The 21289-nt window shown below is 62.7% G+C and carries 19 protein-coding genes; 10 read left to right on the forward strand and 9 right to left on the reverse strand.

The annotated features are described in order from the left end of the window. The first annotated feature begins 35 nt into the window (after positions 1 to 35). Both NKI63_RS07730 and NKI63_RS07735 read left to right on the forward strand, forming a co-directional pair. Complete coding sequence (locus NKI63_RS07730) at positions 36 to 518, forward strand: DUF2155 domain-containing protein (RefSeq protein WP_352508568.1); 483 nt, start codon at positions 36 to 38, stop codon at positions 516 to 518. An 88-nt stretch (positions 519 to 606) separates the two neighbouring features. Continuing rightward, positions 607 to 975 carry a hypothetical protein gene (locus tag NKI63_RS07735; RefSeq protein WP_352508588.1) on the forward strand — a complete coding sequence of 123 codons (369 nt, stop codon included), beginning with the start codon at positions 607 to 609 and terminating at the stop codon, positions 973 to 975. An 84-nt stretch (positions 976 to 1059) separates the two neighbouring features. Here NKI63_RS07735 and aat read toward each other — a convergent pair whose 3' ends face one another. From aat to NKI63_RS07765, 6 genes are all read right to left on the reverse strand, one after another. Then, positions 1060 to 1677, reverse strand: coding sequence for a leucyl/phenylalanyl-tRNA--protein transferase (gene aat / locus NKI63_RS07740; protein ID WP_352477444.1), 618 nt, complete (start codon positions 1675 to 1677; stop codon positions 1060 to 1062). 15 nt (positions 1678 to 1692) lie between these two features. Further along, positions 1693 to 3036 (reverse strand): acetyl-CoA carboxylase biotin carboxylase subunit, encoded by a 1344-nt coding sequence (gene accC / locus NKI63_RS07745; RefSeq protein ID WP_352477446.1) that lies wholly within the window; start codon positions 3034 to 3036, stop codon positions 1693 to 1695. A gap of 19 nt (positions 3037 to 3055) precedes the next feature. Then, a complete protein-coding gene (accB, locus tag NKI63_RS07750) occupies positions 3056 to 3514 on the reverse strand; it encodes an acetyl-CoA carboxylase biotin carboxyl carrier protein (protein WP_352477448.1) in 459 nt (152 codons plus the stop codon). Positions 3515 to 3540: 26 nt separating this feature from the next. After that, positions 3541 to 3975, reverse strand: coding sequence for a type II 3-dehydroquinate dehydratase (gene aroQ / locus NKI63_RS07755; RefSeq protein WP_031211260.1), 435 nt, complete (start codon positions 3973 to 3975; stop codon positions 3541 to 3543). A gap of 164 nt (positions 3976 to 4139) precedes the next feature. Next, the gene (locus NKI63_RS07760) at positions 4140 to 4943 is read right to left on the reverse strand and encodes a DsbA family protein (protein ID WP_352508567.1); all 804 of its coding nucleotides are present in this window, start codon (positions 4941 to 4943) and stop codon (positions 4140 to 4142) included. A 70-nt stretch (positions 4944 to 5013) separates the two neighbouring features. Then, entirely contained in the window at positions 5014 to 6408 is a 1395-nt protein-coding gene (locus tag NKI63_RS07765; RefSeq protein ID WP_352508566.1) for a M48 family metalloprotease, read from the reverse strand. 145 nt (positions 6409 to 6553) lie between these two features. Here NKI63_RS07765 and NKI63_RS07770 point away from each other — a divergent pair, with 145 nt between their 5' ends. Then, a complete protein-coding gene (locus NKI63_RS07770; protein ID WP_352508565.1) occupies positions 6554 to 7702 on the forward strand; it encodes a pyridoxal phosphate-dependent aminotransferase in 1149 nt (382 codons plus the stop codon). A gap of 12 nt (positions 7703 to 7714) precedes the next feature. After that, complete coding sequence (locus NKI63_RS07775; RefSeq protein WP_254817099.1) at positions 7715 to 8680, forward strand: glutaminase; 966 nt, start codon at positions 7715 to 7717, stop codon at positions 8678 to 8680. A 96-nt stretch (positions 8681 to 8776) separates the two neighbouring features. On the opposite strand, the gene NKI63_RS07780 is transcribed toward NKI63_RS07775, so the two are convergent. After that, entirely contained in the window at positions 8777 to 11758 is a 2982-nt protein-coding gene (locus NKI63_RS07780) for an Rne/Rng family ribonuclease (protein ID WP_352508564.1), read from the reverse strand. Positions 11759 to 12426: 668 nt separating this feature from the next. Here NKI63_RS07780 and NKI63_RS07785 point away from each other — a divergent pair. From NKI63_RS07785 to NKI63_RS07810, 6 genes are all read left to right on the forward strand, one after another. Next, entirely contained in the window at positions 12427 to 13689 is a 1263-nt protein-coding gene (locus tag NKI63_RS07785; RefSeq protein WP_352508563.1) for an N-acetylmuramoyl-L-alanine amidase, read from the forward strand. 214 nt (positions 13690 to 13903) lie between these two features. Further along, a complete protein-coding gene (locus NKI63_RS07790) occupies positions 13904 to 16360 on the forward strand; it encodes a penicillin-binding protein 1A (protein ID WP_352508562.1) in 2457 nt (818 codons plus the stop codon). 166 nt (positions 16361 to 16526) lie between these two features. Further along, a protein-coding gene (gene prfB / locus NKI63_RS07795) for a peptide chain release factor 2 (RefSeq protein WP_254817103.1) occupies positions 16527 to 17658 on the forward strand; the annotation gives its coding sequence in 2 pieces (ribosomal slippage) (positions 16527 to 16592 and positions 16594 to 17658; 1131 coding nt in all). Between the two features lie 470 nt (positions 17659 to 18128). After that, positions 18129 to 18515 (forward strand): hypothetical protein, encoded by a 387-nt coding sequence (locus tag NKI63_RS07800; protein WP_352508561.1) that lies wholly within the window; start codon positions 18129 to 18131, stop codon positions 18513 to 18515. A gap of 195 nt (positions 18516 to 18710) precedes the next feature. Further along, positions 18711 to 19079, forward strand: coding sequence for a GFA family protein (locus NKI63_RS07805; RefSeq protein ID WP_254817105.1), 369 nt, complete (start codon positions 18711 to 18713; stop codon positions 19077 to 19079). Between the two features lie 174 nt (positions 19080 to 19253). Further along, the gene (locus tag NKI63_RS07810; protein ID WP_254817106.1) at positions 19254 to 19901 is read left to right on the forward strand and encodes a YiaD family glycine zipper/OmpA-like lipoprotein; all 648 of its coding nucleotides are present in this window, start codon (positions 19254 to 19256) and stop codon (positions 19899 to 19901) included. A 90-nt stretch (positions 19902 to 19991) separates the two neighbouring features. Here NKI63_RS07810 and NKI63_RS07815 read toward each other — a convergent pair whose 3' ends face one another. Both NKI63_RS07815 and NKI63_RS07820 read right to left on the reverse strand, forming a co-directional pair. Next, entirely contained in the window at positions 19992 to 20264 is a 273-nt protein-coding gene (locus NKI63_RS07815) for a DUF2798 domain-containing protein (RefSeq protein WP_352508560.1), read from the reverse strand. 48 nt (positions 20265 to 20312) lie between these two features. Next, positions 20313 to 21197 (reverse strand): NmrA/HSCARG family protein, encoded by an 885-nt coding sequence (locus NKI63_RS07820; protein WP_352508559.1) that lies wholly within the window; start codon positions 21195 to 21197, stop codon positions 20313 to 20315. Between the last annotated feature and the right edge of the window lie 92 nt (positions 21198 to 21289).

The following is a 21289-nucleotide window of genomic DNA, read 5'->3' on the forward strand; positions in this document are numbered from 1 at the left end:
AGAGAATCACCCGGGCGCAAATCACCGGACCTTGCATGAGCATGTTCAGCCGAATTTTGACGGGCGGATTAACCGCGGTCGTTCTCGCTTCCATGGCGGCGCTTGCTGCTGCGCAGGAATTGGCGCCGCCTGCGCCTGACGCGTCGGTGGCGCCTGCAGCACCGGCAGTATCCGAACGCCTCACCAATCCCGTCGCTGAATTCGCCGGCATCGACAAGATCACCGGCCGGATCATCACCTTCGATGTCTATATCGACGAGACGGTGCAGTTCGGCGCTTTGCAGGTGACGCCGCGCATCTGCTATTCACGGCCCGAAAACGAAGAGCCGAAGACGGATTCGTTCGTCGAGGTCGACGAGATCACGCTCGACCGGAAGATACGCCGTATCTTCACCGGCTGGATGTTTGCCGAAAGCCCCGGGATCAACGCCGTCGAGCATGCCGTCTATGATATCTGGCTGAAGGGCTGCAAGCAGAAGTCCGACGTGCCGGCACCCGCCGCCCCCAAAACCAACTAGAATCTGTCAGCGCGCGGCGGATACCGCGCCCCGCGGAACCGCCGCGTTCCCCGAGCGTTGGTGCCTCTCTACGGAGGAGGTTGCCATGATGATGGCCAACAAGAACGAACTTCTCGACATCGAAAGGGGATTCTGGAGCGGCGACGCCGACTACTTCAAGGCCAATGCCGATACCGAATGCCTGGTGGCCTTCCCGCAGATGGCGCGGGTGATGAGCAATACCGATCTGGCCGAAACCGCCACGGACCCGAACCGCTGGCGCGATCTCGACATCGACCTCAAGGGCATCATCGAGCCGGGCAGCGACATCGTCATGCTGACCTACGAGGCGCGTGCGACCCGGCAAAATGGCGAAGCCTATGCGGCGCTGGTCAGTACTGGCTATGTCCACCGCGTCAATGGCTGGAAAATGATGTTTCACGCACAGACGCCGCTGCCGACGGCAGCAAAAAGCTGAGCGGCCGATAGAGCAATTCCAGGAAGAGTGTGAACGGCTTGCCGTCCGGAATTGCGTTTCTTTGAAATGATGAGCCATTCCAGGTTATGGAAAAAACGAGGCCTCGCCCTTCAGCGCCTCGGCCAGCATCTTCTCGTATTTGCCGCGCGGCACGTCGATTGCGCCGAAGCGTTTGAGATGCTCGGTGGTGAACTGCGTGTCGAGCAGTGCAAAGCCGCGCGCCTTCAGGCGTTCGACGAGGTGAACCAGGCAGGCCTTTGACGCGTCGGTCTCCCTGGCGAACATGCTCTCGCCGAAAAACACGCGGCCGAGCGATACGCCGTAGAGCCCGCCGACCAACCGGTCGTTGTGCCAGGCCTCGACCGAATGGCAATGGCCCATCCGATGCAGCTCGATATAGGCTTCGCGGATCGGCGCGTTGATCCAGGTCGACCGGCGTTCCTCGCGCCTTTCGGCGCAGGCCTCGATCGTCGCCTCGAAGTCGAAATCGATGCGGAACTCGAACAGGTTCTTGCGAATCGTCTTTCTCAGGCTTTTCGGTATGTGGAACCCGTCGAGCGGAATGATGCCGCGCGTCTCCGGCCGCACCCAGAATACTTCGGGGTCATTGGCGCTTTCGGCCATCGGGAAGACGCCGGAGGCATAGGCTTTGAGCAAAAGGTCGGTCGGGATGCGATAACCGGGTGCGTAGGGACGAGTCATCGCTTCGCCCCTGTATCACTCGCCTTCGGCCAGGTATTTTTCCAGCCAATGGATATCGTAGTCGCCATTGGCGATGTCGGCGTTGCCAACGAGGTCGCGAAACAGCGGCAGCGTCGTTTTGATGCCGTCGACGACGAATTCGTCGAGCGCGCGCCGCAGCCGCATCATGCACTCGACGCGGTTGCGGCCGTGCACGATCAGCTTGCCGATCAGGCTGTCGTAGTAGGGTGGGATCTTGTAGCCCGAATAGACGCCGGAATCGACGCGGATACCGAGGCCGCCCGGCGTGTGAAAGTGGGTGATGGTGCCCGGCGAGGGGGTGAAGGTCCGCGGATCCTCGGCGTTGATGCGGCATTCGATGGCATGGCCGTGGAAGCGGATATCCTCCTGGCGCACCGAAAGCCCGCCGCCCGAGGCGACGCGGATCTGCTCGTGCACGAGATCGATGCCGGTGATCGCCTCGGTCACCGGATGTTCGACCTGCAGGCGCGTGTTCATCTCGATGAAATAGAACTCGCCGTCCTCATAGAGGAATTCGATGGTGCCGGCGCCGGAATAGCCGAGATCGGCGATCGCCCTGGCGCAGACGCCGCCAATATGCGCGCGCTCCTCGGCATTGAGCGCCGGCGAGGGCGCTTCTTCCCAGACCTTCTGGTGGCGGCGCTGCAGCGAGCAGTCGCGCTCGCCGAAATGCACGCCGCGCCCGGCGCCATCGCCGAACACCTGCACTTCGATATGGCGCGGCTTCTGCAGATATTTCTCGATGTAGACGGCGTCGTCGCCGAAGGCCGCACCCGCCTCCGAGCGTGCCGTCTGCAGCGCCACCTCGAGGTCGGCCTCGCTATGCGCCACTTTCATGCCGCGCCCGCCGCCGCCGGCCGACGCCTTGATGATCACGGGGTAGCCGATCGCGGCGGCAATGCGCTTGGCTTCTTTGTCCTCGGTGACCGCACCGTCGGAGCCGGGCACCACGGGGATGCCGAGGCGCTTTGCCGTGCGCTTGGCCTCGATCTTGTCACCCATAATGCGGATATGGTCGCCGGTCGGGCCGATGAAGGTGATGTTGTGCGCGGCGAGGATGTCGGCGAACTTGGCGTTCTCCGACAGAAAACCGTAGCCGGGATGCACTGCGTCGGCGCCGGTGATCTCGCAGGCGGCGACGATCTGGTGGATGTTGAGATAGCTGTCGCGCGACGGCGGCGGGCCGATGCAGACGCTCTCGTCGGCGAGACGCACATGCATGGCGTCGGCGTCGGCGGTCGAATGCACCACCACCGTCTGGATGCCGAGCTCCTTGCAGGCGCGCAGCACCCTGAGGGCGATTTCGCCGCGATTGGCGATGAGGATTTTCTGGAACATCTTTCGCCTGTTCCCGGCTCTACTCGATCACGACAAGCGGCATGCCATATTCGACCGGCTGCGCGTCTTCGAACAGGATCGCCGTCACCGTGCCGGCGCGCGGCGAGGGGATCTGGTTCATCGTCTTCATCGCCTCGATGATCAGCAGCGTCTGGCCTTCCTTGACTTTCTGTCCGACCTCGATGAACGCCTTGGCGTCGGGCGACGGCGCCAGATAGGCTGTGCCGACCATCGGCGAGGCGACGGCGTTCTTCGACACGTCGGGCGCCGCCGGCACGGCGGCTGCCGCGGGCTGCGCGGCTGCCGGCGCGTGGGCCGGCTGCGCTGCGGCGACAGCATGGACGGCCGGCGCCTGCCGCGAGACGCGCACCTTCAGATCGCCCAGCTCGACCTCGATCTCGGTCAGGTTGGTGTCGTTCAGTATGCCCGCCAGATCGCGGATCAGCTGCTGGTCAACACCGTTCTTCTTTATCGACATTTTCGAGCCTTCTGTTTGTTGGCCGGTCATAGGCGTGCAGCCAGCGCCTGCAGCGCCAGCGTGTAGCCGAGCGGCCCGAACCCGCAGATCATGCCGACGGCGACCGGCGCGACCATGGAGACGTGGCGGAATGGTTCCCGCGCGTGGATGTTGGAGAGATGCACCTCAGCCACCGGCAGCGGCGCGACGGCGCGGATGGCATCGTGAATGGCGATCGAGGTATGGCCGTAGGCGCCCGGATTGATGACGATTGCGGCGGCCTTGTCGGCGGCCTCCTGGATCCAGTCGACGAGGTCGCCCTCATGGTTCGACTGGCGGAAATCGATCTCCAGCCCAAGTGCGGCACCTGCCTGCTTGCAGTCGTCGGCGATCGCGGCAAGCGTCTTGCCGCCATAGATGCCCGGCTCGCGCTTGCCGAGCGCGTTGAGATTGGGGCCGTTCAGGACGAAAACCGTTTTCAAAAAATGCCGACCTTTCCCGGCGCGGCTAAGCCGGCGCGCCGGACCCTCTATAATGGGCATAGACGCTGGCGAAAAGAGCGCAAGTGCGTTCTTTCTCCGTCCACAACAGCCGGAAAACGGCCCGCGCCGGAAACCCGTAGCCCTAATCGAAACCCGAACGCTAATCAGAGCGCCGCCTTCGCCGCCTCGATCTTTTCGGCCAGCACTTCCTGGCCAAGCGCGCCGAACACAACCTCGTTGCCGACCACGTAGGACGGCGTTCCGGTGATTGCGAGCTTGGTGGCGAGATCATAGGTCTTGGAGAAGGCCTCGGTGATGCTCGGGTCCTTCATCTTTTCGCGCAGCGCCGTCTCGTCGGCGCCGAGCGACAGCGCCACCTTGATTGCCGCCGCCTCGGTGGCGCGTCCTTGGCCGCCGAGCAGCGCGTTGTGGAATTCGCCGTATTTCTCCGGCTTCAGCAAGTGGAAGGCCATCGAGACGACGCTCGCCTTCTGCGAATCCGGGCCGAGGATCGGGAATTCCTTGAGCACGAAGCGCAGGTCCGGATCGGCCTTGGTCAGCGCGCGCATGTCTTCGATGGCGCGTTTGCAGTAGCCGCAATTATAATCATAGAATTCGACGATGGTGACCTTGCCGTTCGGATTTCCGACAACACCGTCAAAGGAGGAATTGAAGATCTGGTCCTTGGCGTCTTTGATGACGCCGAGACTGGCGACGCGCTGTTCTTCCTTCTGCTTGGCCTCGAGTGCCTGCTGTGCCTCCAGAAGCACTTCCGGGTTCTTCAGGAGATAGTCGCGGACGATGCCTTCGACTTCGGTGCGGTCGAGCTTGGTATCCGAGGACGCCGTCTGGGCAAGCTGCGCCGTGCCGGCCTTCGCCATCTGCGGATTGCCGGCGACGAAGCCGAACGCCAGCATGGCGAGAGCCGCTGCCACTCCGGTAGTGCCCAGCAGAATTGCCCTGGTCATGATCCTCGATCCTCTTGCCCGTGTTCTGGTCCGCTCGCTTTGGCTGTATCGCAGCCTGCGTCCGAAAGGTTCACTTCTTCTTACCTGATGGTGCGTAGTTTATAATGTCCTGCGCGCGAAGCCAGCCCGGCTCGCCCCGCTTCATGCTCTGCTGCGCCCGCATGGCGAAGATCTTCGCATTCTTGTAGTCGCCGGAATAGAAATGCCCTTCGGCGGTTGCAAGCTCGGCGGCCGGGATGTTGCCGAGTTCCCCGTAAGCCTGTGCCAGATAGCGGTATCCGTCGGCGTTTTCGCGATCCCGTCCGAGGCCGGTGTTGATCTGCGCCACCGCCTTCTTCAGCGAATCCGCCGTGCCGATGGCCATCAGCGCCTGGCCGTAAGAGACCGGCAGCAGCCCGGATCGCGCCGGATCGAGGCTGACCGCCTTGGCATAGGCGTCGGCAGCATCCTTCGGCCGGTTCGCCTTCATCAGGATGTCGCCGCGCAATTCCTGGAAATACGGGTTTTTCGGCTGTTCCTTGATCAACGCGTTGGTCTTGGTGAGCGCCGAAGCCAGATTGCCGAAAAGATAGGTCATCTGCGCGTCGCCATAGCGCGAGGCGAGGCTGCCGGGGTTCTTGCGCATCAATCGTGACGCCGCCGCCTGGCCTTGCATGTAGGCGGCGATCTTGATGCGCATCATATCGTGGCGCTGCTGCAGTGCCGGCGGGTCGACTTTATCGACGTAAGGGCTCTGCTTCACCAGCACTTCGAGATTGGCGATACGCTCCTGCGGCATCGGATGGCTGATGCGATAGGGATCGACTTGCGCGCCAGAGAGCGACAATGCGTTCTGGAAACGGCCGAACGTCTTCAGCATGCCCATGCCGGACTGGCCGGTTGCATTCAGATAAGCGATTGCCGAACGGTCGGCGGTCATCTCTTCGGTGCGCTGATAGGCTAGGATACTGCGTTGCGCCATCTCGCCGCCGCCGGCCATCACGCCCATGCCGGCCCCAGCGAGGCCGCGGCTGTTGCTGGTGGCGCCGGCAACCATGGCGCCGGCGCCAAGCAGCGTCGCCAGTATCGCCATCGTCTTGGCACGCTCGAGCTGCTCGCGCAGTTTCTGCTGATGCCCGCCGGCGATATGGCCGGCCTCGTGGGCGATGACGCCGATGATCTCGTTGGGCGTTTCGGCCGTCATCAGCGCGCCGGTATTGATGAACATGCGGCGCCCGGCAACAAAGGCGTTGAAGCTCTGATCGTTGACCAGCACGATGTTGATGGCGTCGCCCGATAGGCCGGCCGCCTTGAAGATCGGCCGCGCGTAGTCGCGTACCAGCGCTTCGATCTCGGCATCGCGCACCACCGGCACATTCTGCGCAAATGCATCGACCGAGCCGGCCATGGCGACCACCGCGGCAAGCGCAAGCGTCGCGAAAGCGCGCGCTGTCCTGGCGATCGTCGATTTGGGTCGGCTCAACATGGCAGGTCCACTGGTAGACGAGTGGGCGAAGGATGAAAAGTCAGCAGCCTAAACTTACCGAACTTGTGATCCCCACACCAATCGGGCATTTGTGCGGCGCGGCCAGCATGGCCGGCACGCGCGGACAAGTGTGGTGGATTGAAAAATGGTTGTTTCGCTTTCGCGCCGCGGCGCGGTCGAACCGTTCCACGCCATGGACATCCTGGCCGAGGCGAATCGGCTGAAAGCCAAGGGCCTGCCGGTCGTATCCATGGCCGTCGGCCAGCCTTCCGATCCGGCGCCGGCCGGGGTTCGCGAAGCGGCCGCCAATGCGTTGAAAGCAGGCCGCATCGGCTATACCGACGCGCTGGGCCTCGCCGGTCTGCGCAAGGCGATCGCGGCGCATTATGGCGAGCATTACGGGCTTGACGTTTCGCCCGAGCGGATAGCTGTCACCACCGGATCGTCGGCTGCCTTCAACCTTGCTTTTTTGGCGATGTTCGATCCAGGCGATCGCGTCGCCATCGCCGCCCCCGGCTATCCGGCCTATCGCAACATCATGGCCGCGCTCGGCATCGACATCGCCGAGATCGAGTTGGACGGCGCCGCCTATCTCCATGCCGAGCACCTGCAAGCTGCGCATCGCGAAAAACCTCTGAAGGGCGTGCTGTTCGCCAGCCCGGCCAACCCGACCGGCGCGGTCATTCCCGCCGGCGATCTCGAGGCGCTGGTCAAGACGGCGCAAGAGCTCGGCATCGCCGTAATCTCGGACGAAATCTATCACCGGCTGGCCTATGCGGCGCCAGACACGACCGCGCTTTCTTTCGGCGCGGATGTGACGGTGATCAATTCCTTCTCGAAATATTATTGCATGACCGGCTGGCGCATCGGCTGGATGGTGCTGCCGCAGGAGCTGGTGCGGCCGGTCGAGCGCATCGCCCAGAGCCTCTACATCTCGCCGCCCGAGCTGTCCCAGATTGCCGCGATCGAGGCGTTCAAGGCGACGCCAGAGCTGGAAGCGGTGAAGGCGCGCTATGCCTGGAACCGCGAGCTCCTGATGCAACGCCTGCCGGAGCTCGGCTTTGCTTTGGCCGCGCCCATGGACGGCGCGTTCTACGCCTTCTGCGACGTCACCAGGCACACCAATGACAGCATGGCGTTTGCGCGCCGGATGCTGGCCGAGGCGCATGTGGCGGCGACGCCCGGCCGCGATTTCGACCCGCTGCAGGGCCATCGCACGATGCGCTTTTCCTACGCCGGCAGCCACGACGACATGGTCGAGGCGATGGCGCGTATCGAACGCTGGCTGAAGTAGCGGGGGGCGACGATGCCGGAGCTTGAACAGGCGTCTCAACTTGAACAGGCGCCCCAGCTTGAACAGGCCTTGCGCGAGGTCGCCACCGAAATGGCGGAGCGTACCGATCGCGGCGACGTCGCCAGCTATATTCCCCAGCTCGGCAAGATCGATCCGAAAAAATTCGGCATCGCCGCGGTGACCAATGACGGCCGCGTGCTGACCGCGGGTGACGCCGACGAGGCGTTTTCAATCCAGAGCATCTCAAAGGTGTTCACGCTGACGCTGGCGCTCGGCAATGTCGGCGACGCGCTGTGGCAGCGGGTTGGGCGCGAACCTTCGGGCAATCCGTTCAACTCGATCGTCCAGCTCGAGCACGAGAACGGCATTCCGCGCAATCCATTCATCAATGCCGGCGCCATCGTGGTCTCAGACATCCTGCTTGCCGGCCATCAGCCGCGCGAGGCGATCGGCGAGATCCTGCGCTTTATCCAGTTCCTGGCCGATGACGACACGATCATCGTCGACCGTGAGGTCGCGGCGTCCGAACGCGCCACTGGCTTTCGCAATTTCGCGCTTGCCAATTACATGAAATCGTTCGGCAATCTCCACCATGCGCCGGAACTGGCGCTGGGCGTTTACTTTCACCATTGCGCTATCGCCATGAGCTGCCGGCAACTGGCCCTGGCCGGCCGCTTCCTCGCCAATGGCGGCAAGAACCCGGCGACCGGGCATTCCGTCGTCTCGGCAGAGCGCGCGCGCCGCATCGGCGCGATGATGCTGACCTGCGGCCACTATGACGGCTCCGGCGACTTCGCTTTCCGCGTCGGCATTCCCGGCAAGAGCGGCGTTGGCGGCGGCATATTGGGAATCGTGCCGGGCGTCGCCTCGCTTGCCGTCTGGTCGCCTGGCCTCAATGCCAACGGCAATTCCAGGCTGGGCTCGATCGCGCTGGAAAAACTGGCGAAGATAATGAACTGGTCGATCTTCGCACCATAGTGTCGTCGCCTGCAATTGGGGCAAAAAAATCCCGCGCAGCCGATCGGCGACGCGGGACTTTTCCAATCAGAAAGTCTGGCTAATGCACGCAAAGGCTTAGAAAAAACCCTTCCGCTGCCACCAGCCGGCACGCTTTGGCTTGTCTTCGGCCTTTGCTTCCTCGGTCTTTGCCTCGTCGGGAACGATCGAGGAGACGACCGGGACGACCGGAGCATCCACCGGTACGGGCTTGCGCCGCGACGGCCGGACCTTCGGCGTTTCCTCGGCAGCCGCCACTTCGGTCTCCGGCGACACCGGCGCGGGGGTCTCGCCGGAAGCCACTGAGGCGGCCTCGGCAGCCGATGTCTCGGCGCCCGCAATCTCGGCAACTGCTTCCGCCGCAACCTTCTTCGGCTTGGCGGCGCGGCGCGGCTTCTTCGGCTTTTCGGCGCTCGGCATGTCGTCGTTCGCCGGAGCAAGCACCGCAAGCTCTTCCGCCGGCGGGGCACCTTCCGGTTCGCCGGTCACGGGCTCTGCTTCCGACACGGCACCTTCCGTCATGGCGGCTGGCTCGCCGGCGCTGGCTTCGACGCTGTCCTCGCCGTCTTCACGGCGATTGCGCTTGCCGCCGCGCTTGCCGCGCCGGCGCTTCTTGCCGTGACCGTCGTCCGCCGCTTCCGCCGTTTCGGCAACACCGGCCGGCGCTTCACGGCCCGCTTCGGCGCCTTGGTCGCCGGCGGCTACCAACGCATCGTCTGTCGGCGCCGAAACGGAAGCACCTTCCACAGCAGCGCCATGTTCGCGGTCCCGGTGGTCACGATCCCCGTGTTCACGATCCCCGTGTTCACGATCCTTGCCGCCCCGCCGTCTGCGGCGCTTGCGGCGCTTGCGATCGCGGCCTTCGCCGTCCTCGCCGGACCTTGGCTGCTGCGGCTGCGGCGCAAGGCGTGGCTGCTCGGCCTGCACCGGTGCCTCGTCTTCCTCCTCGATGACGATCTCGTCCTCGGGTTCTTCCGGCTCGACATAGGCCGGGAAGGTGCGCGCCTCGACGAAGCCTTCCGGCTTTTCGGCCAGCGCACCGCGGAAGATGGCATAGTGTTGTGCACCGACCGTATCATCGGCTTCGATGGTGATGGTGACACCGAAGCGGTGCTCGAATTCCACCAGCGTGCCGCGCTTGTGATTGAGCACATAGAGTGCGGTCGCTGCCGGCGTCCGCACCGTGATGTGGCTGCGCGAATCCTTGAGCAGGAATTCCTCGATTGCCCGTACCACCATCAGCGCGACCGACGAATCGGAGCGCACATGGCCGGTGCCGCCGCAATGCGGGCAAGGCTTCATCGTCGATTCCAGCACGCTGGCACGGATGCGCTGGCGCGACATCTCCATCAGGCCGAAATGCGAGATGCGGCCGACCTGGATGCGGGCACGATCGTTCTTGAGGTGATCCTTCAGCCGCTTCTCGACGGAGCGGTTGTTGCGGTTCTCCTCCATGTCGATGAAGTCGATGACGATGAGGCCGGCGAGATCGCGCAGCCTCAATTGCCGGGCGACTTCCTCGGCAGCTTCCAGATTGGTGTGAAGCGCGGTGTCCTCGATCGAGTGCTCCTTGGTGGAACGGCCCGAATTGACGTCGATGGCGACCAGCGCTTCCGTCTGGTTGATGATGATGTAGCCGCCGCTCTTCAGCGTCACCTGCGGCTGCAGCATGCGGTCGAGCTGCGCTTCGATGCCGTTGCGCACAAAGATCGGCGTCGTGTCGCGGAACGGCTGAACCACCTTGGCGTGGCTCGGCATCAGCATGCGCATGAAGTCCTTGGCCTCGCGGTAGCCTTCTTCGCCGGAAACCAGGATCTCGTCGATATCCTTGTTGTAAAGGTCGCGTACCGAGCGCTTGATCAGGCTGCCTTCCTCGTAAACCAGGGCAGGGGCCGTGGATTGCAGCGTCAGATTGCGGACGTTTTCCCAAAGCCGCATCAAATATTCGTAGTCGCGCTTGATCTCTGCCTTGGTGCGGCTTTCGCCGGCCGTACGCAGGATGACACCCATGCCCTGCGGCACTTCGAGATCGGCGACCACTTCCTTCAGCCGCTTGCGGTCCTGCGCATTGGTGATCTTGCGCGAAATGCCGCCGCCGCGCGCCGTGTTCGGCATCAGCACCGAATAGCGGCCGGCCAGCGACAGATAGGTGGTCAGCGCCGCGCCCTTGTTGCCGCGCTCTTCCTTGACGACCTGCACCAGCAGGATCTGCCGGCGCTTGATCACTTCCTGGATCTTGTACTGGCGGCGCACCGGCTTGCGGCGGTTGCGCACTTCTTCCAGCGCGTCTTCGGCGCCGACCGATTCGACCTCGTGATCGTCCGAATGCGAGGATTGCACCTCTTCCAGCATGCCGCGATCATTGTCTTCGGAGGTTGCCTCGCCGCTTGTCTCGGCCCCGCCCGTCTCGGCTTCGCTTAGCTCGACTTGCGGGACGGCTTCCGAGATTACGTCGGCATCGACGCTGGCAGCGATGGAACTGGAACCGCCTTCGGACGGCTCGGTCTCGCCGCGATCGGCGACTTCATCGCTCTGTCCGGCGGCACCCTCGCTCTGTCCAGCAACGTCGGACATGGTTTCGCCATTGTCGGTAGCGGCATCCAGCTTTTCTGCGACGGCACCTTCGCCGTTCTCGCCGTCGGACGCGCCTGCCTCGTGCCTGTGCTCGCCGCGGTCACGGCTCTTGCCGCCGCGCCGGCGTCCGCGCTTGCCACGGTCGCGGCTCTGGCGGTCCTCGCCTTCGGCGGCTTCCTCGTCCTCTTCGTCCTGGGCTTCCTGTGCTTCCGCACGCAGCAGCGCCTGACGGTCGGCGACCGGAATCTGGTAGTAGTCGGGATGTATTTCACTGAAGGCGAGGAAACCGTGACGGTTGCCGCCATATTCGACAAAGGCTGCCTGCAGGGAAGGTTCGACGCGCGTTACGCGGGCGAGATAGATATTTCCTTTGAGCTGCTTCTTGTCCTGGGATTCAAAGTCGAATTCTTCAATTCGGTTACCGCGAACGACGACAACGCGTGTTTCCTCCGGGTGGGAGGCGTCTATCAGCATTTTGTTGGGCATTATTTCGTTTCCTCCCGGCAGCCGTCGGCCGCAGCTTGCGGGGCAATGCCCGCTGCCGTGGACCTGGAACATGAGTGCCGGACAATTGAACGTCCGCCGGCCGCTGCCTGAGCGCCATGGCGGTGCCGCCCGCAGCCGTAGTGGCGCGGTTTGTTGCGGACCTTTCCATGATTGCGCTTGAAGCCATCGTCACCAGCAGAACCTTTTGAACCAAAGCCCGGGAAAAACCGGACCAGCTTGTTTGCTCATACAGAGCCGGCACGGGACAATCCCGGCCGTTTTGCTCACGCAGGCGATTCCCCCGCCACGGGAGCACGCCTGCGAAAATCGTCGCGATCACCGATGCCTTCTTCGCCTGAAGCGAAAGGAGCCGTCTTGCGTCTGACCTGTAGCAGGAAGCTGCGGAGGAGGACGGTTCCAGGATTGCAGTGATCCACCATCGCTTTTATGATTTGGCAGGTTGGAAGGCAACCCCGATTCCCGATGCCGGCAAAAAGCCGTTCCGCAGCGGAAGCACAGGTCCCAAGCCTTCCATGAAAAGGCTTGGTTAACCTTCTCTGGATACCAATCGTTAATCGAGTTCGCGGCCTGCCGGCACTTTGACAAGCAACAGGGCCCTTCGACAAGCGGTCGGGCATGACGCCAAAACGGGAGCGACTGGTAGAAAGATGGGACTGGCAAGCTTCGCAGACAAGGGCCGTCATCATGGAGGCTGGTTCTTCCGCACCGCCTGCCTGCTGTCGCTGATCCTGGCTTGCCTGGTCTTTTCGCCGCTTTCGCGTGCTGCCGACGCACCGCTTGCTGCCACAAGCTACAAGATGGCCGGCGATGCCACCAAGATGCGCATCGTCATCAATTTCGACCGCGAGCCCGACATCAAATGGTTCCTGCTGCGCGGCCCCGATCGCCTGGTCATCGATCTGCCGGCCACGAGATTCGCCCTCAATGCCAAGGACGTAAAGCCGCGCGGGCTTGTCCGCGCCGTGCGTTACGGCGAGCTCGGCGAGGGGAAATCGCGGCTGATTCTCACCGGCAAGGGACCGTTCGCCGTCGACAATCTCGACGTGCTCAAGAACGGTGACGGCAACGGCTACCGCATCGCCATCGACATGTCGGCGGCCTCGCAGCGAGAATTCGACGCAGCGCTCGCTAATCAGGCGCTGACGACCGGCTCGACGGTCTCCGCCGACAAGGCCGGCAGGGTCGGTACCGGGCCGGTCTCCAATCCGGGCCATCGTTTCACCGTCGTCGTCGATCCCGGCCATGGCGGCATCGACGGCGGTGCCGAGGGCCTGAACGGTACGGTCGAAAAGAACGTGACGCTCGCCTTTGCCATGGAACTGCGCGACAAGCTCGCCGCCAGCGGCAAATACGACGTGTTCCTGACGCGCGAAACGGACGAGTTCCTGCGGCTCGACGACCGCGTGCGCATTGCCCGCCAGCATGAGGCCGACCTGCTCATCTCGATCCATGCGGACACGATCAGCCTCAAGGGCATTCGCGGTGCAACCGTCTACACCGTGTCCGACAAGGCTTCCGATCCCGAGGCGCAGGCGCTTGCCGACCGTGAAAATCTTTCCGACCAGTTCGCCGGCATGGAGATCAAGGACGACAGCAAGGAAGTGACCGATATCCTGATCGACCTGATCCGCCGCGAGACGCATAATTTTTCGATGAGCTTCGCCCATACTCTCGTCGGCCAGCTTTCCACCAGCGTCGGTCTGATCAACAACCCGCAGCGTTCTGCCGGCTTCAAGGTGCTGAAGGCGCCGGACGTTCCATCCGTGCTGGTCGAACTCGGCTATCTGTCGAACGCCAAGGACGAAGCGCAGTTGCTCAGCGCCGATTGGCGCAACAAGGCGACCCAGAGCATAACCAATGCCGTTGCCCTGTTTGCTTCGGCCAGAAGCGGAACGGGGGCCGGAGGCTGAAATGCCCACCGGCGCCCACAACCTGAAGCAGCGTTGCACGGCGACAACACCCTGTGCTTTTATTTCCGGCATTCGAAACCGAAATCCCGCGCCGCCGTATTTTGCCCACATGGTCGCGACATGGATTTTGCGATTACGGTTTGGGATCGTCCCGAAAGCTTGCGTGAAGGGCGGCTTCGTTTAGGAAATTCCCGAACCAAGGACTGGAGCGGGTATGATTCGTCTCATTGGCTATTTCTTCGGCATCGGCACGACGCTGGCCCTTTTGGTCGCGGCGGGCGTGGCGATCTATATCGGCCATTTGTCGAAGGACCTGCCCGATTATGAGGTGCTGGCCAAATACGAGCCGCCGGTGACGACCCGCATCCACGCGTCGGATGGCGCGCTGATGGCCGAATATGCGCGTGAGCGGCGGCTTTATCTGCCGATTCAGGCGATCCCGGATCGTGTCAAGGCGGCCTTCCTGTCGGCCGAGGACAAGAATTTTTACAATCACCCCGGCATCGACGTGACCGGCCTTGGCCGCGCCATTGTCGTCAACCTGCAGAATGTTGGCTCGGGAAAGCGCCAGGTCGGCGCCTCGACGATTACCCAGCAGGTGGCAAAAAACTTCCTGTTGTCTTCGGATCAGACCTACGAGCGTAAGATCAAGGAGATGATCCTCGCCTTCCGCATCGAGCAGGCCTATTCGAAGGATCGCATTCTCGAGCTCTATCTCAACGAGATTTTCTTCGGCTTCGGCGCCTATGGCGTCGCCGGTGCTGCACTCACCTATTTCGACAAATCGGTGAACGAGCTCACCGTTGCCGAAGCCGCCTATCTCGCCTCCCTGCCAAAGGGGCCGAACAACTACCATCCCTTCAAGCATGCCGATCGCGCCTTGGAGCGCCGCAACTGGGTCATCGACCAGATGGTCGAGAACGGCTACGTCACGCATGAAGAAGGCGAGAAGGCCAAGGCCGAGCCGCTCGGCGTCACGCCGCGCCGCACCGGCAACTATCTCTTCGCCGGGGAGTATTTCACCGAGGAAGTGCGTCGCCAGATCATCGCGCGCTATGGCGAGAATGCGCTCTACGAAGGCGGCCTTTCCGTCCGCACGACGCTCGATCCGAAGATGCAGCTGATTGCCCGCAAGGCCATGCAGAACGGTCTCATGAAGTTCGACACGTTGCGCGGCTACCGCGGGCCGGTCACGAGCATCGACATTTCCGGCGACTGGGGCGTGCCGCTCGGCAACGTCAAGCGATTGGAGGACGTGCCGGAATGGTCGCTCGCCGTCGTGCTCGACAGCTCTGCCACCGGCCTGTCCATCGGCCTGCAGCCGACGCGCCAGATCTCCGGTGAAATCGTCAAGGACCGCGTCGAAGGCACCGTCAGCAAGGAAGACATGAGCTTCGCCATGCGCCACGTCGTCGACGGCAGGACCGTCAAGGCGAAGTCGCCGGCCGACGTGCTGAAGCCGGGCGACGTGATTTTCGTGCAGAAGAACGAGGGCTCGGACAACAGCTACAGCTTGCGCCAGGTTCCCGAAGTGGAAGGCGGCCTGATCGCCATGGATCCGCATACCGGACGTGTCCTGGCCATGGTCGGCGGTTTCTCCTACGCGCAGTCGGAGTTCAACCGGGCGACGCAGGCCATGCGCCAGCCCGGATCGTCGTTCAAGCCGATCGTCTATTCGGCCGCCCTCGACAATGGCTATACGCCCGCCTCCGTGATCATGGACGGGCCGATCACCATCCAGAGCGGCAACACGACCTGGACGCCCAAGAATTACGACGGAACGGTTGCCGGCCCGGCGACCTTGCGCTCCGGTATCGAGAAATCGCGCAATCTGATGACGGTGCGGCTTGCCAACGACATGGGCATGAAGCTGGTCGTGGAGTATGCCGAGCGTTTCGGCGTCTACGACCATCTGGCGCCGTATCTGCCGATGGCGCTGGGATCAGGCGAGACGACGGTGATGCGCATGGTGTCGGCCTATTCGATCATGGCCAATGGCGGCAAGTCGATCAAGCCGTCGCTGATCGACCGCATCCAGGACCGCTACGGCAAGACCGTCTTTAGGCAGGACGAACGCGGATGCTCGAACTGCAACGCCGCCGAGTGGCAGAACCAGCCAGAGCCGGAGCTGGTCGACAATTCCGAGCAGGTGCTCGATCCGATGACCGCCTACCAGATCACATCGATGATGGAGGGCGTCGTGCAACGCGGCACCGGCGCCACCATCAACGAGCTCGGCCGTCACATCGCCGGCAAGACCGGAACGACCAACGACGAAAAGGATGCCTGGTTCATCGGCTATACGCCGAACCTCGTTGTCGGCCTTTATATGGGCTACGATCAGCCGAAAGGCCTTGGCAAGGGCGCGACCGGCGGCGGCCTCGCCGCGCCGATCTTCAAGGATTTCATGCGCGTGGCGCTGGACGGCACGCCCAATGTCGACTTCAAGGTTCCGGAAGGCATGAAGCTGATTGCGATCAATCGCAAGACCGGCATGCGAGCCAACGCGGGCGACGCCGGAACCATCATCGAAGCCTTCAAGCCGGGTACCGGTCCCGCCGACAGTTATTGGGTGATCGGCATGGGTGCGGACGGCTCCAACGCCACCGGCGGGGCGCTGTCGCCGCAGGCCAACCAGGCCATCCAGTCGGGCGGCGGCGGGCTCTACTGATAATCGCTGCATCGGGTCGGACCGGCTTGACGATGATGGTCGAGCCGGTCCATTCCGCTTTACAGGGGCCGGTACATTACAGGGCCGGCGCTTTACAGGAGACTGTGCCGTCCCTATGTATCGCGCCACCAAACCGCCATCCAGCAACAGGACAGAACAGCCAGCCATGCGCGCGGAAACGCAAAACATTGTCGACGAGATCAGGCAGGCAATCACCCTGCTGAGGAGGCATCTTTGACTGGGACCAAGCCATAAAGCGGCTTGAATACCTGAACGTCCGTGCCGAGGATTCGAGCCTCTGGAACGAGCCGCTGGAAGCGCAAAAGCTGATGCGCGAGCGTCAGGGCCTCGAGGAAGGCATTGCCGCGGTCAAAGGCCTCACCCAGGCCCTGGAAGACAATATCGGCCTCATCGAGCTTGGCGAGGAAGAGGGCGACGAGGGCGTCATCGCGGAGGCCGAAGCGGCGATCCGCTCGATGCGCGGCGAGGCCAAGGCGCGCCAGATCGAGACGCTGCTGTCGGGCGAGGCTGACGCCAACGATAGCTATCTGGAGGTCCATGCCGGCGCCGGCGGCACCGAAAGCCAGGACTGGGCCTCGATGCTTCTGCGCATGTATACGCGCTGGGCCGAGCGCCGGCGCTTCAAGGTCGAGGTGCTTGAAGTGCATGACGGCGAAGAAGCCGGCATCAAGTCCGCCACGCTGCTGATCAAGGGCCACAACGCCTATGGCTGGCTGAAGACGGAATCGGGCGTGCATCGTCTCGTGCGGATTTCGCCCTATGACAGCAATGCGCGCCGCCACACCTCCTTCGCCAGCGTCTGGGTCTATCCCGTCATCGACGATACGATCGACATCGACGTTTCCGAATCCGACGTCCGTATCGACACGTATCGGTCGTCGGGATCGGGCGGCCAGCACGTCAACACCACCGATTCGGCGGTGCGCATAACCCATCTCGCCACCGGTATCGCGGTTGCCTGCCAGGCCGAGCGCTCCCAGCACAAGAACAAGGCCAAGGCCTGGGAAATGCTGCGCTCGCGGCTTTACGAGGAAGAGCTGAAGAGGCGCGAAGCGGTGGCGAACGCCACCGAAGCGTCGAAGAGCGATATTGGCTGGGGCCACCAGATACGGTCCTACGTGCTGCAGCCCTATCAGCTGGTGAAAGATCTGCGCACCGGCGTCGAGAGCACCAGCCCGTCGAGCGTGCTCGACGGCGACCTCGACGATTTCATGGAAGCCTCGCTGTCGCAGCGGATCGAAGGTGGCGCCGGCGAAACGGTGGCCGATATCGACTGAGGCGCCGGGCACCAATCCGGCAGGAACGTGGGTTCATCACGCGAGCGTTACGGCCACCGCGCGAGAGTGACGAGCTCTCAATTCGCACTTACCTGTCGTTCTACAACTTTGTTTTTCATCGGATTCTTCAAGATCGATTTCCGCTTTTGACGCGGATGTCGCCGGCCGCCGGTGCCAAGCCTGGAACCAGCGCGAGCCAAATCCCGTTATTGGCGATCCCGTTGCCGGGCTTGACCAGGTTTCGTCAATCAGGGCGGCAGGTTGGTTCCGACTGCAGAGGTCGGCGTTCGGTTGCGACAGCAATTGCTTGCGCCAGCCAAGGAATCAGCCCAGCATTCATGCGCTGGGGAGGAAAAAGCATTTATGGCCGGACGCGGCGTATCTGCGACCTGACGATCCGGCCACTGGGAAGACACGTTCCGGGAACGGGCAAGCGAGATGCTTGACAACCGTTGATAGGAACTGCGCTCATGCCTGCTCTCACAACCAGACCGGCCTCAGTCGCCCGCACGGCGCGCCGACTCCTGAATTCACTTGTCGCGGCAGTGGTTTTGATTGCTGCCGCCATTCCATTTGCGGCGCCTGCTCTGGCGCATGATGCCAAACCGACCGCGGCCATGCCGCAAGGCTGGAGCTATCCGTTCTCCTGCTGCTCGGGCTATGATTGCCGCGAGGTCTCTCAGACATCGATCAGCGAACGTCCGGAGGGCTATGTCATCAAAGGAACCGGGGAGGTCGTGGCCTATAGCGACAAGCGGATCAAGAATTCGCCCGACGGCGAATATCATTGGTGCTCCGTTGCCGGTGCCAATGACGGAAAGACCATCTGCCTGTTCGTGCCGCCATCGTCCTATTAGCGCATGACGCCCAAAGCTTGCCGACGGGTGACCCGAGGGTGTGCGGCGGCTTTGGATCGATGAGCCTTCGATCGGCACTCCAGCACTGTTAACCTGTGCATCGCAGGCTCACAGGCCTGCTGACCGGCAGTTGTCAGGAGCGTTTCTTTATGCTGCCTTTGCCGTACGGGCGGCGGCATTGTGAGGGACCAATTCATGACCATCAAGGCAAGCTGCCACTGCAAGGCGACGACATTCGAGGTTTCGCAAGCGCCGCAGACAGTGACGCGATGCACCTGTTCCTTCTGTTCGAAACGCGGTTCGTTGTGGGCCTATTACACCCCATCGCAATTCAGACTCACCAGCCCGCCGGAGAATGTTTCGTTCTACCTGTGGGGATCGAAAACCATAAAACACGGTTTTTGCGCCACCTGCGGCTGTGGCACCTTCACCGAGACGCCGGACTGGTCGACAGGCGAGCCGAATTTCGACAATCCGAAGATCAGCGTGAACTCGCGGCTGTTCGACGATTTCGATCTCGACACGGTCGAAGTGGTGGTCATCGACGGCAAGAATCTCTGGTAGCCGGTCGAATTGCGGTGGTCGCACGAGCCGCCGCAGGCGTGTGGAATTGGGCCGGGAAAAGCCGCGGCAACGGCTTTTGCTGGTCCGCTTTTCGCCGCATTTCATGTTACAAGTCGCTGGAAGGGCTGATGCGGTGCGCCGTTGCGCGGCCGTGGAATGGAGAGGGACCACCATATGAAAAAGATTGTGCTCGCCGTCGTGGCGACGGCTGTGCTCGTGAGCGCATGCACCACCGATCCCTACACCGGGGAACAGAAGGTTTCCAACACCGCTGCCGGCGCCGGTCTCGGTGCTTTGGCGGGTGCCGGGCTCGGCATGCTAGCCGGCGGTAACGACCGCCGCAACGCGCTGATCGGCGCGGGCATCGGCGCGCTTGCCGGCGGTGCCATCGGTGCCACCATGGACCAGAACGAGGCCGAACTGCGCCGACAGCTTCAGGGCACCGGCGTCAGCGTCACCCGCACCGGCGACCAGATCATCCTCAATATGCCGTCCGACATTACCTTCAACGTCGACCAGGACGCGGTGAAGGCCGGTTTCTATCCGGTGCTGAATTCAGTGGCCCTTGTGCTGAAAAAGTTCCGCCAGACCACGGTCGACGTGTTCGGCCACACCGACTCGACCGGCAGCGACGAGCACAATTTCGACCTGTCGCAGCGCCGTGCTTTGGCGGTCGCCAACTATCTGTCCGGACAGGGCGTCGATTCCCGCCGCTTCGCCGTCACCGGCTTCGGCAAGACGCGTCCGATCGCCTCCAACGCGACCGCTGCCGGCCGGGCTCAGAACCGCCGCGTCGAGATCCAGCTGTCGCCGCTTACCTGAGGCAAGCGCACAAACCGGCAGCGGCCTCGCAAGGGGCCGCTCTAATGGCTAGGCCGGCCCTATGGCCGCCGGCACCCTTCATTCGTGATGTCAGGACCGGGCCGGTTGATCGACAATCGCGGCAACGATCCGGCGCACGATCGGAAGCACAATCAGCAGACTGGGAAACGCAACAAGCCATGAAGCGCCCCATGCATAGCTCCAGGCCGCTATAAACCCGTTGGTCCAGCCTGCGCCGATTGCCGTCGAAACCGCCGAGACAATCGACGACATCAGAATCGAAAGAACCAACGGCATCACCACCGCGCCGTAGGAGGGCGGCAGCTTTTTCAACTTGAAGGCTTGGTCCGGTGATGCTTGCATCGAAGTCTCCTAATCAGAAAATATGCGTAGGCGTTATTGTGAGGACGATCAGGCGGCATATGCCGTCTGCAGCGCCAGTTCCCGAATGAAGCTTCGCAGCGAACGCGGCTCGCGGCCAAGCACGGCACGCAACGTCAGGCTGTTCCCGCCGAGGCCGTATTTGGCGTAGTGGCTGTGTACTTTGGCCAGCATCTGCAACTGCCTGTCGGTATAGGGAAGGCGGGCCTTCGCCGCCCAGTCCTGAAATGTCGGCTCGCCCGCCGAAACCGGCCGGCCAAGCGCTTCGCTCATCATGGCGACGACCTCTTCGCGGCTGTGCATACCGTCGGCGCACAGCTCGAGGGTCGCATAGGACAAACGCGCTTCGGTCAATGCGATTGCCGCCACTTCAGCCACATCGCGATAGTCGACGCGGGCGAGCTTCGCCGTCCTTGGAAACGGCTCGGCGAAAACGCCGTGCTCGACGACGGACGGCCAGGCCGCCGCGATATTTTGCATGAAATTGGCCGGGTGCAGAATGGTGTATTCCATGTTCGTCGAATAGAGGGCAGCTTCGACGGGTACCTTGCTTGCATGGTTTTCCAGCCTCGTATTGGTCGGCTGGATCACCGACGAAAAGACGAACTTTCGAACGCCCGCTCGCGCCGCTGCCTCAACCATGGCAACCCCCATGGCGGCTTCGTCGGCAGCAAAGGCCGGTCCGATGTGAAAGACACCGTCGACACCTTTCACGGCCTGCTCAAGGCTCTGATGGTTGCGCAGATCTCCGATCGCGATCTCGGATGCGCCGGCTTTCCGGGCTTTTTCGGCACTCGCGGCGTCACGAACAAGCGCCCGAATCCTGGCATTGCGGCGGACGAGTTCAGGCACCACCAAACCGGCAACGCGGCCTGCGGCGCCTACGACCAGGACGGTTGGACTGGGTGTTCGCATGACGATCTCCTTCCCTCGAGTCTGCCTTTCGGCCTGTGCAGGGAAGATAAAATCTAGCGGACTGCGTTACAATTCATCGATTTCGCGATAGT

The sequence above is a fragment of the Mesorhizobium sp. M0410 genome (assembly GCF_040321435.1).
Taxonomy (GTDB): domain Bacteria; phylum Pseudomonadota; class Alphaproteobacteria; order Rhizobiales; family Rhizobiaceae; genus Mesorhizobium.